This window comes from Pseudomonas sp. JAI120 (assembly GCF_014207255.1).
Taxonomy (GTDB): Bacteria; Pseudomonadota; Gammaproteobacteria; order Pseudomonadales; family Pseudomonadaceae; genus Aquipseudomonas.
Map to the genome: position 1 here is coordinate 2,380,605 of NZ_JACHCZ010000001.1, position 15,420 is coordinate 2,396,024.

Consider the following 15,420-nt stretch of genomic DNA (forward strand, 5'->3'; position numbering starts at 1 on the left):
CACTCAACCACGGGACAGGAACACATCGGCCAGCAGTTGATTGCGCGGCAGTCCCGCCAGGAACAGGCGCTTGGAGAAGGCCTCGACGCTGACAGGATGCCCGCAGAGTAAGGCCAGCGTTTGCCGGGAAACAAGCCGCAGTTGCGCCAATGCCTGGGCCGACTCGGCCGCAGTCCACAGCTCCACCGTCAGGTTCGGATGACGCGCAGCCAGCTCGGCCAGGGGCCCGGCCAGGTAATGACCGTCGGCATCATGGGCCAGGTGAATCAGGCGGATGGCGCCCTGGTGATCCTGGCGCAACGCCTCGCGCAGCACACCCCACAAAGGGCCCAGGCCGGTACCGGAAGCCAGCAGCCACAGCGGCCGGGATTGCCAGTCGGGATCGTATTGCAGTGCGCCGCCACGCAATTCTCCCAGGCGCAGGCGATCACCCGCCGACAATGCTCGCGCGGCATCGCTGAATGCGCCGGGCTGCCGGCAATCGATATGAAACTCCAGGAAAGCATCCTCCTGAGGCAGGCTGGCCAGGGAGTAAGGCCGTGCCACCTGCCCGGCCCACACCACCAGGTGCTGCCCGGCGCGATACCGCAACCCGCGCTCCGGTTGCAGCCGCAAGCGCAGCACCGAGGCACTCAACCAATCGGCACCCACCACCTGGGCCGGCAAACCGTCACGCAGCGGGTCGAACGCTTCGACCTGCAGATCGCCGATCACCTGGCACTGGCACGCCAGGCGCCAGCCCTCCTGGCGTTGTGCCGGGCTCAGGGCATCGGGCTGCTGGTCCTCGACCTCACCCTGGCACCGCACCAGGCACGCATGACAACTGCCGGCTCGGCAGCTGTAAGGCACGGCCACACCCGCCTGGTTCAAGGCATCCAGCAGGTTGCTGCCGGTGGCTACCGACCAATGGCGTTCGCCGACGTACAGTTCAGGCATGGAAGGACTCAATCACAAGGGGGTGGCACAGGGAATCATGCCTGCGACAGTTTGACCATAGTCGGGTGTATCGGCCACCGGGCCGGGTTATACTGCCGCGCCTTTTTAGCGTCGCGCCTGCACCACTTGGCGTGCCTTGGAAAGGTGGACTCAGCCGACCGATGCACCCCACTGAGCCCACCTTTATTGAATGTTCCCTTATAGAGGAGCGCGACTCATGACCGTGATCAAGCAAGACGACCTGATTCAGAGCGTTGCCGACGCCCTGCAATTCATTTCCTACTACCACCCCGTTGACTTCATCCAGGCGATGCACGAGGCCTACCTGCGCGAAGAATCGCCGGCAGCCCGTGACTCCATCGCGCAGATCCTGATCAACTCGCGCATGTGCGCCACCGGCCATCGCCCGATCTGCCAGGACACCGGTATCGTCACCGTGTTCGTGCGCGTGGGCATGGACGTACGTTGGGATGGCGCCACCATGGGCCTGGACGACATGATCAACGAAGGCGTGCGTCGCGCCTACAACCTGCCGGAAAACGTCCTGCGTGCATCGATCCTGGCCGACCCGGCCGGCGCACGCAAGAACACCAAGGACAACACCCCGGCCGTGATCCACTACTCCATCGTCCCGGGTAACACCGTGGAAGTGGACGTGGCGGCCAAGGGCGGCGGTTCCGAGAACAAGTCGAAAATGGCCATGCTCAACCCGTCCGACTCCATTGTCGACTGGGTGCTCAAGACCGTTCCGACCATGGGCGCCGGCTGGTGCCCACCGGGCATGCTCGGCATCGGCATCGGCGGCACCGCCGAGAAAGCCGCGGTGATGGCCAAGGAAGTGTTGATGGAATCCATCGACATCCACGAGCTGAAAAAGCGCGGCCCGCAGAACCGTATCGAAGAGATGCGCCTGGAGCTGTTCGAGAAGGTCAACCAACTGGGCATCGGCGCCCAGGGCCTGGGTGGCCTGACCACCGTGCTCGACGTGAAGATCATGGACTACCCGACCCACGCCGCTTCGCTGCCGGTGTGCATGATCCCCAACTGCGCCGCCACCCGTCACGCGCACTTCGTGCTCGACGGTTCGGGCCCGGCGTCGCTGGAAGCGCCTCCGCTGGACGCCTACCCGGAAATCGTCTGGGAAGCCGGCCCATCGGCCCGTCGCGTCAACCTCGACACCCTGACCCCGGAAGAAGTACAGAGCTGGAAGCCGGGCGAAACCGTGCTGCTCAACGGCAAGATGCTCACCGGTCGCGACGCGGCGCACAAACGCATGGTCGAGATGCTGAACAAGGGCGAAAGCCTGCCGGTGGACCTCAAGGGTCGCTTTATCTACTACGTCGGCCCGGTTGATCCGGTGCGCGAAGAAGTGGTTGGCCCGGCTGGCCCGACCACCGCGACGCGGATGGACAAGTTCACCCGTCAGATCCTCGAGCAAACCGGCCTGCTGGGCATGATCGGTAAATCCGAGCGCGGCCCTACCGCGATCGAAGCGATCAAGGACCACAAGGCCGTGTACCTGATGGCCGTGGGCGGCGCCGCTTACCTGGTGGCGCAAGCCATCAAGAAGTCGCGCGTGGTTGCCTTCGCCGAATTGGGCATGGAAGCGATCTACGAGTTCGACGTAAAAGACATGCCGGTCACCGTTGCGGTGGACAGCAAGGGCGAATCCGTCCACATCACCGGTCCTGCCATCTGGCAGAAAAAGATCAGTGAAAGCCTGGCGGTAGAAGTGCAGTAAGCACTTTCCCGCAAGGATAAAGGCGACTGCGGCCCCATGGCCCAGTCGCCTTTTTTATGGCTCATGCTATGGTGCACTCCCCTTACCGTGCCTGCCTATCACCGTATGATCGTGATCCCTCGTCCCCTGCGCCTGACCTTCTATTCCCTGCTGATCATCGCCGGTGCGTTGCTGGCCGCTGCCTTGGCCACGCGCCATGCCGAACGCCAGGCATTGGTGGACGATGCGGCACGCGCCAATCAGCAACTGGCGCTGTACGCCAATTCCCTGCACACCCTGATCGAACGCTACCGCGCCCTGCCCGCCGTGCTGGCGCTGGACTCGGAGATGATCAACGCGCTCAAAGGCCCGTTGGACGCCAGCACCCAGGACCTGCTCAACCGCAAGCTCGAACGCATCAACGGTGCAGCCCAGTCCTCCACCCTGGAACTGATGGACCGTACAGGCCTGGCCGTGGCCGCCAGTAACTGGAACTTGCCGAGCAGTTACGTCGGGCATAACTACGGGTTTCGGCCGTATTTCAGCCAGACCAAGAGCCAAGGCACCGGTCGCTTTTACGCGGTAGGCGTGACCACAGGGATTCCGGGCTATTTCCTCTCCAGCGCGGTGCTCGATGAACACGAGCAGTTCCTTGGTGCCATGGTGGTGAAGCTGGAGTTCCCTGAGCTGGAGCGCGAATGGGCCCAGGGCAATGACCTGTTGCTGGTCAGCGATGCACGCGGCATCGTGTTTATCGCCAACCAACCGGGCTGGCGTTATCGCAACCTGCACCCGTTGTCGGCCAGCGACCTCGCCGAACTCAAGGCCACCCGCCAATACGACAAGAAACAACTGCAGCCGCTGGACACCCAAACGTTGCAACGTTTCGACGAAAACAGCCACCTGATGCGCGTCAACGGCCCGGATGGCAACGCCAATTACATCTGGGAGTCCCTGCCGCTGAAGGCCGAGGGCTGGACCCTGCACCTGTTGCGCAAACCCCAGTTCGCCTTTGAAGACCAACGCAACGCCGGCCTCGCCGCCGCCGGTTCCTGGCTGGCACTGGTGTTCCTGGCGCTGTTCCTCAGCCAACGCTGGCGCCTGGCCCGTTTACGCCAGCGCAGCCGCGAAGAACTCGAACAGCTTGTGGAGGAGCGCACCCAGGCACTGCGCACCGCCCAGGATGGCTTGGTGCAATCGGCCAAGCTGGCGGCGCTGGGGCAGATGTCCGCCGCCCTCGCCCATGAGATCAACCAGCCACTGACCGCCCAGCGCATGCAGTTGGCGACCCTGCGGTTACTGCTGGACCACGGTCGGGTGGACGACGCCTACAAGGCCCTGACCCCGCTGGACGATATGCTCACACGCATGGCTGCGCTGACCGGCCACCTCAAGACCTTTGCGCGCAAAAGCCCCAGCGGCCTGCGCGAACGCCTGGACCTGGCCACCGTGGTCGACCAGTCCCTGCACCTGCTCGATGCACGCTTGCGTGATGAAGCCATCGGCACCGTGCTGGACCTGGCCCGCCCCGCCTGGGTACGTGGCGATGCGATCCGCCTCGAACAGGTGCTGATCAACCTGCTGCGCAACGCCCTCGACGCCATGGCCGACAAACCACGCAAGCGCCTGGAAATCCGCCTGCACGCCGATCAGCAACTGTGGCAACTCACGGTCAGCGACAGCGGCGGCGGGATTGCCGAAGAGCACCTCAACAGCGTGTTCGACCCGTTCTTCACCACCAAGCCGGTGGGCGACGGGCTCGGCTTGGGTCTGGCAGTTTCCTACGCTATCGTGCACGAATTGGGCGGTCGCCTGGTCGCCAGTAACCGTGGCGACGGCGCGGTATTTACCCTGACCTTGCCTATCGCGCTGGAGACACCCGACTTATGTTGAACGCGGTGATTGTGGTCGATGACGAAGCCAGCATTCGTACGGCCGTCGAGCAATGGCTGAGCTTGTCGGGGTTCGAGGTGCAGTTGTTCAGCCGCGCCGAGGCCTGCCTGGCGCAACTGCCCAGGGACTTTCCCGGGGTCATCCTGAGCGACGTGCGCATGCCCGGACTCAGCGGCCTGGAGCTGCTGGCCGAAGTGCAACGCCGTGACGCCGACCTGCCGGTCATCCTGCTGACCGGGCATGGCGATGTACCGATGGCCGTCGAAGCCATGCGCGACGGCGCCTACGATTTCCTGGAAAAACCCTTCAGCCCCGATGCCTTGCTCAACAGCCTGCGCCGCGCGCTGGACAAGCGCAGGCTGATCCTCGAAAACCGCCGCCTGCACCAACAAGCTGATCATCGGGCGCAGCTGGAATCGAGCCTGCTCGGTGTGTCCCGTGGCTTGCAGAACCTGCGCCGGCAGGTGCTCGACCTGGCGAGCTTGCCGGTCAACGTCCTGATCCGTGGCGAGACCGGCAGCGGCAAGGAGTTGGTCGCCCGCTGCCTGCATGACTTCGGCCCACGCGCGAAAAAACCGTTCGTGGCGCTCAATTGCGCGGCGATCCCCGAGCAGTTGTTCGAGGCCGAACTGTTCGGTCACGAAAGCGGCGCTTTTACCGGCGCCCAGGGCAAGCGCATCGGCAAACTGGAGTACGCCCATGGCGGCACGCTGTTCCTCGATGAAATCGAAAGCATGCCCCTCGCCCAGCAAGTGAAGCTGTTGCGCGTACTGCAGGAGCAAAAGTTAGAGCGGTTAGGCTCCAACCAGAGCATCCACGTGGACTTGCGCATTATCGCCGCCACCAAGCCGGACCTGCTGGAAGAAGCCCGCGCCGGGCGCTTTCGCGAAGACCTGGCCTATCGGCTCAACGTTGCACAACTGCGCCTGCCGCCTCTGCGCGAGCGCCGCGAAGACATTCCGCTGCTGTTCGACCACTTTGCCCAAAGCGCCGCCGAGCGCCTGGGCCGCAGCGTCGAACCGCTGAGCGGCGTGCAACTGGGGCGCCTGCTCAGCCATGACTGGCCGGGCAATGTGCGCGAGTTGGCCAACGTCGCCGAACGTCAGGTGTTGGGCCTTGGCGAGCCGGAGCCAGAAGGGATCGAAGCCGGGCAATCGTTGGCCGCGCAGCAGGAGGCGTTCGAGGCCCATTGCCTGAAGGCTGCATTGACCCGGCATAAAGGCGACATCAAGGCGGTGCTGGCGGAGTTGCAACTGCCACGGCGCACCTTCAACGAAAAGATGCAGCGCCATGGGTTGGCCAGGGACATGTTCCTGAAAGATGAATGAGCGGATTTCCGCTCATCCCCCTAAAAAACATCAGCGACTTTCCGCTCAAAATAAACCCCAGACCCTTCTAGACCGGACCTTCATCTATCTGGCACAGCTCCTGCTATAGCCCCAGCCAGGCTGCGCTCGCGCCGCTCCATAAAAACAACTAGATGAAGGATCCTTCAATGGATAACTCCAACACCTTGCCTCTGGGGTCGGCGGCCGCGCCGGCTAAAGAACGCTCCACCTCCAGCCGGATCAAATCGATCTTCAGCGGGTCGGTCGGCAACATGGTCGAGTGGTACGACTGGTACGTCTACGCCGCTTTCTCGCTGTACTTCGCCAAAGCCTTCTTCCCGAAAGGCGACACCACCGCCCAATTGCTCAACACCGCCGCGATCTTCGCCGTGGGCTTCCTGATGCGCCCGATCGGTGGCTGGCTGATGGGCCTGTACGCCGACCGTGCGGGTCGTAAAGCGGCACTGATGGCTTCGGTCCTGTTGATGTGCTTCGGCTCATTGATCATCGCCCTGAGTCCCGGTTACGAAACCATCGGCGTCGGCGCGCCGATCCTGCTGGTATTCGCGCGTCTGCTGCAAGGCTTGTCGGTCGGTGGCGAATACGGCACCTCGGCCACCTACCTGAGTGAAATGGCGACCAAGGAACGTCGCGGCTTCTTCTCCAGCTTCCAGTACGTGACCCTGATCTCCGGCCAGCTCATCGCCCTGGCGGTACTGATCGTGCTGCAACAAGTGCTCACCACCGAGCAACTGTACGACTGGGGCTGGCGTATCCCGTTCGCCATCGGCGCCCTGTGCGCAGTGGTCGCGCTGTACCTGCGTCGCGGCATGGAAGAAACCGAGTCGTTCACCAAGAAGGAAAAAGCCAAGGAAAGCGCCATGCGCACCTTGATGCGCCACCCCAAGGAACTGATGACCGTGGTCGGCCTGACCATGGGCGGCACCCTGGCCTTCTACACCTACACCACCTACATGCAGAAGTACCTGGTGAACACCGTCGGCATGAGCATTTCCGACTCCACCACCATCTCGGCGGCAACGCTGTTCCTGTTCATGTGCCTGCAACCGATCGTCGGTGGGCTGTCGGACAAAGTCGGCCGTCGGCCGATCCTGATCGCCTTCGGCATCCTCGGCACCCTGTTCACCGTGCCGATCCTCACCACCCTGCACACGATCCAGACCTGGTGGGGCGCGTTCTTCCTGATCATGGCGGCGCTGATCATCGTCAGCGGCTACACCTCGATCAACGCAGTGGTCAAAGCTGAACTGTTCCCGACCGAAATCCGCGCCCTGGGCGTGGGCCTGCCGTATGCGCTGACCGTGTCGATCTTCGGCGGTACCGCTGAATACATCGCGCTGTGGTTCAAGAGCATCGGCATGGAAACCGGTTACTACTGGTACGTGACCGCGTGTATCGCGGTGTCGCTGGTGGTCTATGTGACCATGAAGGACACGCGCAAGCATTCGCGGATTACCACGGACTAACGGTTGAATGCAGTAACAAATGTGGGAGCGGGCTTGCCTGCGATGGCGGTGGACCAGCCAGGGTTGTATTAGCTGAAACACTGCCATCGGGGGCAAGCCCCCTCCCACATTTTGAATCAGGACACCTCTGCTACCGGGCTCCGGCCATACCGACGCTGTGCATACGACGCCCCGGCAATCACCACCACCAGCACCGCCGCCAATACCGCCGATGATCCAATGGTGCCGAAATTCCACCCGCCCTTTTCATGGGGCCTGGTCAGGAAGTCGCCCAGGGTCGCCAAATTCCATAGGATCGATGGAAATTCGTCGCCGTGGATTGCACTATGGCGGCCTCCCAGAACCCCGCAGCAGGAGCCCGGCCATGTCTGACGCTATCCACTTCTACGAACCGGCCAACGGCCACGGCCTGCCACACGACCCGTTCAATGCCATCGTCGGACCACGGCCGATTGGCTGGATTTCATCCCACGACAGCAACGGGCGCCTGAACCTGGCGCCCTACAGTTTTTTCAATGCGTTCAACTACATTCCGCCGATCATCGGGTTTTCCAGCGTCGGGCGTAAAGACAGCCTGAACAACATCGAACAGACCGGCGAGTTTGTGTGGAACCTGGCCACCCGCCCGTTGGCCGAGCAGATGAACCAGAGCTGCGCGGCCGTCTCGCCGGATGTGAATGAGTTCGAGTTGTCCGGCCTGACGCCGGTGGCGTCGAAAATCATTGGCGTGCCGCGGGTGGGCGAGAGCCCGGTTTCGTTCGAGTGCAAGGTGACGCAGATCATCCAGCTGCAGCGCGCTGACAAACAGCTGGTACCAAGCTGGCTGGTGCTGGGCGAGGTGGTCGCGGTGCACATTGCCAAGTGGTTGCTCAAGGATGGGGTGTACGACACCGCCGCCGCCGAGCCGATTTTGCGCGGTGGCGGCCCGGCGGATTACTTCCAGCTGGGGCCGGAGGCGTTGTTCAAGATGTACCGCCCAGGCGCCAGCAAACCCTGACTGAAATACAGTCAAAAAGTGGGAGGGGGCTTGCCCCCGATGGCAATGGCACATCCAACATCGTTGTTGACTGACACACTGCTATCGGGAGCAAGCCCCCTCCCACATTAGATTGTCAGCGTTGTTCAGCTGGCGGCGCTCGCCCAGGTCAGTTGACCCTCTTCATCCACACCGATCAACCGTTCAAGCTCCACGGTGGCTGCATCATCGGCATCGGAGGCAGTCTTGAACGTCTGTCCATTCAGGATCTTGTGAAACTGCGGTGCGCCCATGCCATCCAGTGCCTTGACGGCGACGGCGGCGCTGTAGCCCCCTTCACCCGGTACTACGGCGGAAACGGCTTCGTGGTGGGCAAATTGTTTACGTGCCATGTTGCAGGTCCTGGCCAATGGAAAAGTGGGCCATTCTAACCATTAACCGGCCAGTTGCAGGTACTCGCCGTAAGCATTGGCGGCAGAGGCATCGGTGAAGGTCTGGAAGTCCATGCTGCGCACGACCATGTCGTTCAACAGCTCGGTAAAGATCATCAGGGCCGGCGAGTTGAAGTAGGCGCTCATCGCCTGCTCGCTGCTCCAGAAACCCGAGATCAACCAGACATCGGGATCGACCTGGGAATGCTGCAACGAGAACTGCAGGCAACCCTGAGCCTGACGGCCCGGTTCGATCAAACTGCTCAAGCGTGCACCCAGTTCGGTGCTGCACCCGGTGCGGGCGCGGATAAAGGCCATATGGCTCGCGGGAATGGGGGTGGACATGTTCGACTCTCCCGTTGAGAAGTGATGCTCGGCAAGCACTGTGAGGGCGTGTTGCCACAGGATCAAAGATAACGGCGCGGGTGCGGGCGCGGTTAGTCAATTCCTGCAGGCTTATTGCACAATCCTGCGAGAAGCGTAGACAGGACGTTCGGCCCGCCGGTTTATTCCACAGACCAACGCCTTATTTCAGGGAGTTGACAGCCCCGGCGCTTGCCTGATTCACGCGGTGTCGCAGGATCAGGCAAGGATTGTGCAGAATCGACCTAACACTGTTTGAAAAGCCGCCGCTAAGCTGAGCCCATCAAAAAAGCATGCAGAGGACGCCTTATGCCGTCGCCCGAACATCAGTCCATGCCCCTCGACGCCGAGACGGAAAAACAGCGCGCCGAGCTGGCGAGCATCGTGCATCGCCATACCTGGGAAGACGGCTCCTATGGCACCGCGATTACGTCACTGTTCCTGAACCGCCACAACACGCCGCGTGACTTCATGCCGGTGCTGGTGGAGCCTGCGTTGTGCATCCTCGCCAACGGCAGCAAGGAAGTGCGCCTGGCCGACGAAATCTTTGCCTACGACCCGCTCAATTACTTGGTGTTCTCGGTGGCGATGCCGGTGGCCGGGCGGATCATCGATGCCACGCCGGAAGATCCGAACCTGTCAGTGCGCATCAATATCGACCCGGCGCAGCTCACCGCCTTGATCGCCGAGGCCGGCCCCATGGGCGTGCCCACGCGCCCGACATCGCGCGGGATGTATGTGGACCGCATCGACCCCCAGTTGCTCGACGCCGTGCTGCGCCTGGCGCGCCTGCTGGATACGCCCAAAGACATCGCCATGCTGGCGCCGCTGATCAATCGTGAAATTCTCTACCGCCTGCTGCGCGGGCCGCAGGGTTATCGCCTGTATGAAATTGCCGTGGCCAATAGCCAAAGCCATCGCGTCAGCCAGGCGATCAAGTGGCTCAATGGCAACTACGAACAACCGTTGCGCATCGATGACCTGGCCAAGGAAGTGAACCTCAGCGTCTCGACCCTGCATCACCGTTTTAAGGCGATTACGGCCATGAGCCCGCTGCAGTACCAGAAACAGCTGCGTTTGCAGGAGGCACGTCGGCTGATGATTGCCGAAGGGCTGGAAGCGTCGGCGGCAGGGTATCGGGTGGGGTATGAAAGCCCGTCGCAGTTCAGCCGGGAGTACAGCCGGTTGTTTGGGGCACCGCCGTTGAGGGATTTGGCCAGACTGCGCCAAAGCGTCTGACCCACATTTGCCCAACCGTGTTTTTCAGTCCAGGGTCCGGGGCAATTGCAACGTCACCCGCAAGCCCCCCTCACGCAGATTCTGCAAGCTCACTTCACCGCCATGGCTGTGCGCGATGTTACGGGCAATACCCAAGCCCAAACCGTAACCCTGCTGCTGGCCGGCCAGGCGAAAGTGCGGTTCGAAGACCTGTTCCAGGCGCTGTTCCGGCACACCAGGGCCTTCATCGTCGACGTGCAGGATGAACTCTGCGCCATCGTCCTCGATACGCAAATGGGCGTTCTGCCCATACTTCAAGGCATTGTCGATCAGGTTGCCGATGCAGCGCTTGAGCGCCAGCGGCTTACCTGGGTAAGCCGCCACCGCTGCGCCGTCCAAGGTGACCCGGCCGTTACCGTTGGGCGCCACATAAGGCTCCACCAGGCATTCGAGCACATGGTTGAGGTCGACCGGCTGGATGTTCTCGTGGATATCGGTGTCTTTCACACATTGCAGCGCGCCTTTGACCAGCAACTCCAACTCATCCAGGTCACGGCCGAACTTGGTTTGCAGGTTCTCGTCTTCGAGCAATTCCACGCGCAGGCGCAGGCGGGTAATCGGTGTGCGCAGGTCGTGGGAAATCGCGCTGAACAACTGGCTGCGCTCCGTGAGGTAACGGCTGATGCGTTCGCGCATGGCATTGAACGCGCGGCCCACTTCCACCACTTCGCTGCCGCCGCCTTCGGCCACCGGCTCCACATCGGCGCCCAGGGACATGTCCCGCGCCGCCCGCGCCAGGCGCTTGAGCGGCCGGCTTTGCCAGTGCACCAGCAGGCCGATGAACAGCAGCAAAAAGCCGCTGGTCAGCACGATAAACCACACCTGCTGGGACGGCAGGCCCTGTTCTTCCAGGCTGGTGTAGGGCTCGGGCAACAGCGAAGCGATGTACAGCCATTCGCCGGGGGCGAGTTCGATCTGGGTGACCAGTACCGGCGGGTTGACGGGTTCCAGGGTCAGCGCGTAATGCGCCCAGGAGCGCGGCAACTCATCCAGTTTCAAGCCGGCGTTGAAGATGCGCAGGTCTTCAGCGCTGACGAACTCCACCGAGATTGGCACGTTGGCGCCCAGGGTCTGGCGCAGGACTTCATCCACGGCCACCAGCACCGCCTGTTTACGAGGGGTTTGCGGCAGCACTTGCATGTCCAGTGGCCGGTCATTGAGGGTCACGACAAAACGGGTGCCGCCCATGCTGCGCAACTGGTCAAGGACCAACGGCCGATAGGCCACCGGCAACGAACGGAAATAACTCACACTGGCGGTCATCGAGTGCGCCAGGCTACGTGCGCTGGTGACCAGGCCTTCGAGCTGGGTGGCACGCAACTGCGAAACCCAGATCACGCTGGACAGCGCCTGGGCGAACAGCACCGCGAGCAAGGTCAGCAGCAACATGCGCCCCAGCAATGAGCGCGGGACCGGGAAGCGCCGGCGGCGCTCGGTCAGCAGTTCAGTGGGCATTGCCGGCAACCACGCTGGCTGCCAGTTGATAACCGCTGCCGCGCACGGTGCGGATCAGCCTCGGGGGTTTTTCGGTATCGCGCAGGCGTTGACGCAGGCGGCTGACAGCCATGTCGACGATCCGGTCCAGCGGCATCAGGTCACGGCCACGGGTGGCGTTGCCGATGGTGTCGCGGTCGAGAATCTGTTGCGGGTGATCGAGAAACAGCTTGAGCAGGGCAAAGTCGGCACCGGAGAGGATCACCTCTTCGCCATCCACGTGGAACAGCCGGTGACTGATCATGTCCAGACGCCATTCATCGAACACCAGCACATCGCCATTTCCGCTGCGCTCCTGGCCGAACTGGCAGCGACGCAACAGGGCTTTGATCCGTGCCTGCAACTCGCGGGGGCTGAACGGCTTGCCGATATAGTCGTCGGCCCCCAGTTCCAGGCCGATCACGCGGTCGGCTTCGTCGGAACTGGCGGTGAGCATGATGATCGGTACCTGCGCCTGGCGCGGGTGCTGGCGAATCCAGCGGCAGAGACTGAAACCGTCTTCGTCCGGCAGCATCACATCGAGGATGACCAGGTCGCACGGTGCCTCGTTCATCGCCTGGCGGAACCCCGCGCCGTCCGGCACGCCACGCACCTGGAAACCGGCGCGACTGAGGTAGGTTTGCAGCAATTCGCGGATTTCCTGGTCGTCATCGACGAGGAGAATCGATTTACTGATTACGCTCACGGGGTCCTCCTTGTTGTTATAGGTGATGCGGATCAGGCAAACGCCTGTTCCAATGCGACGCCAGCCCCGGTCAACCCGGAATACGGCGCGGTCACCAACCACACCGGAATGCCTTTGAAGTAGTCGCTCATGCAGCCTTTGTCACTGAAGCTCTTGGCAAATCCGCTGTTGATGAAAAAGTCGGCAAACCGCGGAATCACCCCACCCACGATATACACCCCCCCGCGTCCACCGGTGGTCAGCACATTGTTGCCCGCTACCCGGCCCAGCCAGATGCTGAATTGATCCAACACTTCCATGGCCACCGGGTCGCCGGCCAGGCCCGCCGCCGTGATGGCTTCGGGCGTGTCGAGCACCGGTGTGTGGCCATCGACCGTACAAATCGCCCGGTACAGCCGCGGCAGACCGCCACCGCTCAAGGCGGTTTCGGCGCTGACGTGGCCGATCTCGTTGTAGATATGCTGCCACAGCTGGGTTTCCCGTGGGCTGCTCAGGGGCAGGTCGACGTGGCCGCCCTCCCCTGGCAACGCCGCGTAACGACCTGCGCCGAGGTCCAGCAGGGTACCGACACCCAGGCCGGTGCCCGGACCGATTACCACCGCCGGACGCAACGGTTCCGGCGTGCCTTCGCAGACCACGCGGAATTCGTCGGGTTTAAGGCGAGTCATGCCCAGGGCCATGGCCGAGAAGTCATTCACCAGCAGCAGCTCATCCACTTGCAAGGCCTGGCAAAACGCAGTCTTGCTCAGGCGCCAGTGATTGTTGGTGAATTTAAATTCATCCCCGCTCACCGGCCCGGCGACGGACAGGCACACCGCACCGATGTCGCCGATTTGCAGGCCTTCTTCCTTGAGATAGACCTTGATCGCGTCCTCAGGGCTTTGGTGATCAGCCGTGGCATGCACCCGAATCGAATGCAGTGCCTGATCTCGCCACAACGCAAAACGGGCGTTGGTACCCCCGATGTCACCGACCAGCGCTAGCTTCACTTAAGCGTCTCCAAGGCAGAGGTAAAGGCGCTGGCGCCCTGCTCTGCGGAGCTTGCGGCCAAGCGCATAAATGCAAACAGCTCGCGACCGGCCCCCACGTTATTGCCCAACAGGCCCGTGGCAGGCGTGCGCGCTGCAAATTCTTCGGCGTCCACCTTAAGCTCCAAGGTGCCTTTGACGCCATCGACGCGAATGATATCGCCATCTTTGACCCGTGCCAGTGGCCCGCCGCTCTGGGCTTCGGGGTTGACGTGAATCGCGGCGGGGATCTTACCCGACGCGCCGGACATACGCCCGTCTGTCACCAGTGCGACTTTGAAGCCACGGTCCTGCAACACACCGAGGAACGGCGTCATCTTGTGCAGTTCCGGCATGCCGTTGGAGCGCGGGCCCTGGAAGCGCATGACCGCGACGAAGTCTTTTTCCAGCTGGCCGGCCTTGAACGCATCGGCCAGGTCCTGCTGGTCCTGGAACACCACCGCCGGTGCTTCGACAATCTGGTGCTCCGGAGCCACGGCGGAAACTTTCATCACGCCCCGGCCGAGGTTGCCTTCCATCACACGCAGGCCACCTTCCGGCGAGAACGCGCGCGCCACGGGGCGCAGGATGGTTTCGTCGAGGCTTTCGATCGGGCCGTCGCGCCAGACCAGCTCGCCATCGACCAGGAACGGTTCCTGGACGTAGCGGCTCAGGCCCTTGCCGGCCACGGTATTGACGTCGTCGTGAAGCAGGCCGGCTTCGAGCAGCTCGCGAATCAGGAACGACATGCCGCCCGCCGCCTGGAAGTGGTTGATGTCGGCCTTGCCGTTTGGATACACGTGGGACAGGGTCGGCACCACCTCGGAGAGGTCGGCCATGTCGTCCCAAGTGAGGATGATGCCCGCCGACATGGCGATGGCCGGCATGTGCAGGGTGTGGTTGGTGGAGCCGCCCGTAGCGTTGAGCGCAACGATGGCGTTGACGATGGATTTCTCATCGACGATCTCGCCGATCGGCGTGAAGTTGCCGTTGGCCTTGGTCAGGCGCGTGACCTGGTGCGCGGCTTCGCGGGTCAGGGCGTCACGCAGCGGCGTGTACGGGTTGACGAACGAAGCGCCCGGCAAGTGCAGGCCCATCACTTCCATGAGCAATTGGTTAGTGTTGGCGGTGCCGTAGAACGTGCAGGTGCCGGGGCTGTGGTAGGACTTCATCTCCGATTCCAGCAGCTCTTCGCGGCTGGCCTTGCCTTCGGCGTAGCGCTGGCGCACGTCGGCCTTCTGCTTGTTGGAGATGCCCGACGGCATCGGCCCGCCGGGTACGAAGATCATCGGCAGGTGGCCGTAGCGCAGCGCGCCCATCATCAGGCCTGGCACGATCTTGTCGCAGATGCCCAGCATCAGCGCGGCGTCGAACATGTTGTGGGACAGCGCTACCGCCGTGGACATGGCGATGACTTCACGGCTGAGCAGGCTCAGCTCCATGCCGGGCTCGCCTTGGGTCACGCCGTCGCACATGGCGGGGGTGCCGCCGGCGAACTGACCGACCGAGCCGACTTCGCGCAGGGCTTTCTTGATCTGTTCAGGAAAATGTTCGTACGGCTGATGCGCCGAGAGCATGTCGTTATATGACGAAACAATTGCCACGTTGGCGGCGTTCATCATGCGCAGGCTATTTTTATCTTCGGTGCCGCAACCGGCCACGCCATGGGCGAAGTTGGCGCATTGCAGCTTGCCGCGCATCGGACCGTCGCTGGCTGCGCCGCGAATGAGCGCAAGGTAAGCCTCACGAGTGGCGCGGCTGCGGGCGATAAGCCGTTCGGTGACCTCAAGGACGCGGGGATGCATGTGTAGAACTCCAGGCT

Annotated in this window: 13 protein-coding genes and 1 pseudogene; 6 read left to right on the forward strand and 8 right to left on the reverse strand. The window is 62.6% G+C overall.

Annotation, left to right across the window (positions count from 1 at the left end; all coding sequences use genetic code 11):
* Positions 1–3: 3 nt before the first annotated feature.
* On the reverse strand, positions 4–936 hold the full coding sequence (locus HDC32_RS11235; RefSeq protein ID WP_131697914.1) for an iron-sulfur-binding ferredoxin reductase: 933 nt from the start codon (positions 934–936) through the stop codon (positions 4–6).
* Positions 937–1,153: 217 nt separating this feature from the next.
* On the opposite strand from HDC32_RS11235, the gene HDC32_RS11240 reads away from it, so the two are divergent.
* The 4 genes from HDC32_RS11240 to HDC32_RS11255 all read left to right on the forward strand — a co-directional run bounded on the left by HDC32_RS11240 (position 1,154) and on the right by HDC32_RS11255 (position 7,364).
* Complete coding sequence (locus HDC32_RS11240; RefSeq protein WP_027605509.1) at positions 1,154–2,677, forward strand: fumarate hydratase; 1,524 nt, start codon at positions 1,154–1,156, stop codon at positions 2,675–2,677.
* Between the two features lie 105 nt (positions 2,678–2,782).
* Positions 2,783–4,549 carry an ATP-binding protein gene (locus HDC32_RS11245; RefSeq protein ID WP_131697915.1) on the forward strand — a complete coding sequence of 589 codons (1,767 nt, stop codon included), beginning with the start codon at positions 2,783–2,785 and terminating at the stop codon, positions 4,547–4,549.
* On the forward strand, positions 4,543–5,877 hold the full coding sequence (locus HDC32_RS11250; protein ID WP_131697916.1) for a sigma-54-dependent transcriptional regulator: 1,335 nt from the start codon (positions 4,543–4,545) through the stop codon (positions 5,875–5,877). The genes HDC32_RS11245 and HDC32_RS11250 overlap by 7 nt, the downstream gene beginning before the upstream one ends.
* Before the next feature lie 167 nt (positions 5,878–6,044).
* Positions 6,045–7,364, forward strand: a complete 1,320-nt coding sequence (locus HDC32_RS11255) for an MFS transporter (protein WP_131697917.1) — start codon at positions 6,045–6,047, stop codon at positions 7,362–7,364.
* Positions 7,365–7,480: 116 nt separating this feature from the next.
* On the opposite strand, the pseudogene HDC32_RS11260 reads toward HDC32_RS11255, so the two are convergent.
* A pseudogene (locus tag HDC32_RS11260) lies at positions 7,481–7,645 on the reverse strand (hypothetical protein); the annotation flags it as partial.
* 83 nt (positions 7,646–7,728) lie between these two features.
* On the opposite strand from HDC32_RS11260, the gene HDC32_RS11265 reads away from it, so the two are divergent.
* Positions 7,729–8,361 carry a flavin reductase family protein gene (locus HDC32_RS11265; RefSeq protein WP_131697918.1) on the forward strand — a complete coding sequence of 211 codons (633 nt, stop codon included), beginning with the start codon at positions 7,729–7,731 and terminating at the stop codon, positions 8,359–8,361.
* A 125-nt stretch (positions 8,362–8,486) separates the two neighbouring features.
* Here the strand turns inward: HDC32_RS11265 and HDC32_RS11270 are convergent, their stop codons facing one another.
* Together HDC32_RS11270 and HDC32_RS11275 are read right to left on the reverse strand one after the other, a co-directional pair.
* Positions 8,487–8,732 (reverse strand): hypothetical protein, encoded by a 246-nt coding sequence (locus HDC32_RS11270; protein ID WP_184743963.1) that lies wholly within the window; start codon positions 8,730–8,732, stop codon positions 8,487–8,489.
* A gap of 42 nt (positions 8,733–8,774) precedes the next feature.
* Positions 8,775–9,116: an antibiotic biosynthesis monooxygenase family protein gene (locus HDC32_RS11275; RefSeq protein ID WP_065925866.1), complete on the reverse strand. Its 342-nt coding sequence runs from the start codon at positions 9,114–9,116 to the stop codon at positions 8,775–8,777.
* A gap of 327 nt (positions 9,117–9,443) precedes the next feature.
* On the opposite strand from HDC32_RS11275, the gene HDC32_RS11280 reads away from it, so the two are divergent.
* A complete protein-coding gene (locus HDC32_RS11280) occupies positions 9,444–10,373 on the forward strand; it encodes an AraC family transcriptional regulator (RefSeq protein WP_027605501.1) in 930 nt (309 codons plus the stop codon).
* Between the two features lie 24 nt (positions 10,374–10,397).
* On the opposite strand, the gene HDC32_RS11285 is transcribed toward HDC32_RS11280, so the two are convergent.
* The 4 genes from HDC32_RS11285 to edd are packed head-to-tail and all read right to left on the reverse strand — an operon-like array spanning position 10,398 to position 15,403.
* The gene (locus tag HDC32_RS11285) at positions 10,398–11,867 is read right to left on the reverse strand and encodes an ATP-binding protein (RefSeq protein WP_131697920.1); all 1,470 of its coding nucleotides are present in this window, start codon (positions 11,865–11,867) and stop codon (positions 10,398–10,400) included.
* Positions 11,857–12,591 (reverse strand): response regulator, encoded by a 735-nt coding sequence (locus tag HDC32_RS11290; RefSeq protein ID WP_024077192.1) that lies wholly within the window; start codon positions 12,589–12,591, stop codon positions 11,857–11,859. The genes HDC32_RS11285 and HDC32_RS11290 overlap by 11 nt, the downstream gene beginning before the upstream one ends.
* Positions 12,592–12,623: 32 nt before the next feature.
* Positions 12,624–13,580, reverse strand: coding sequence for a glucokinase (locus HDC32_RS11295; RefSeq protein ID WP_184743966.1), 957 nt, complete (start codon positions 13,578–13,580; stop codon positions 12,624–12,626).
* Entirely contained in the window at positions 13,577–15,403 is a 1,827-nt protein-coding gene (gene edd / locus HDC32_RS11300) for a phosphogluconate dehydratase (protein WP_131697922.1), read from the reverse strand. Before edd ends, HDC32_RS11295 begins: the two co-directional genes overlap by 4 nt.
* Positions 15,404–15,420 lie beyond the last annotated feature (17 nt).

Coding starts and splice junctions, on each gene's coding strand:
- HDC32_RS11280 (WP_027605501.1), top strand. CDS start 9,444: ATGCCGTCGCCCGAACATCAGTCCATGCCCCTCGACGCCGAGACGGAA.
- HDC32_RS11265 (WP_131697918.1), top strand. CDS start 7,729: ATGTCTGACGCTATCCACTTCTACGAACCGGCCAACGGCCACGGCCTG.
- HDC32_RS11240 (WP_027605509.1), top strand. CDS start 1,154: ATGACCGTGATCAAGCAAGACGACCTGATTCAGAGCGTTGCCGACGCC.
- HDC32_RS11285 (WP_131697920.1), bottom strand. CDS start 11,867: ATGCCCACTGAACTGCTGACCGAGCGCCGCCGGCGCTTCCCGGTCCCG.
- HDC32_RS11235 (WP_131697914.1), bottom strand. CDS start 936: ATGCCTGAACTGTACGTCGGCGAACGCCATTGGTCGGTAGCCACCGGC.
- HDC32_RS11245 (WP_131697915.1), top strand. CDS start 2,783: ATGATCGTGATCCCTCGTCCCCTGCGCCTGACCTTCTATTCCCTGCTG.
- HDC32_RS11250 (WP_131697916.1), top strand. CDS start 4,543: ATGTTGAACGCGGTGATTGTGGTCGATGACGAAGCCAGCATTCGTACG.
- HDC32_RS11270 (WP_184743963.1), bottom strand. CDS start 8,732: ATGGCACGTAAACAATTTGCCCACCACGAAGCCGTTTCCGCCGTAGTA.
- edd (WP_131697922.1), bottom strand. CDS start 15,403: ATGCATCCCCGCGTCCTTGAGGTCACCGAACGGCTTATCGCCCGCAGC.
- HDC32_RS11255 (WP_131697917.1), top strand. CDS start 6,045: ATGGATAACTCCAACACCTTGCCTCTGGGGTCGGCGGCCGCGCCGGCT.
- HDC32_RS11275 (WP_065925866.1), bottom strand. CDS start 9,116: ATGTCCACCCCCATTCCCGCGAGCCATATGGCCTTTATCCGCGCCCGC.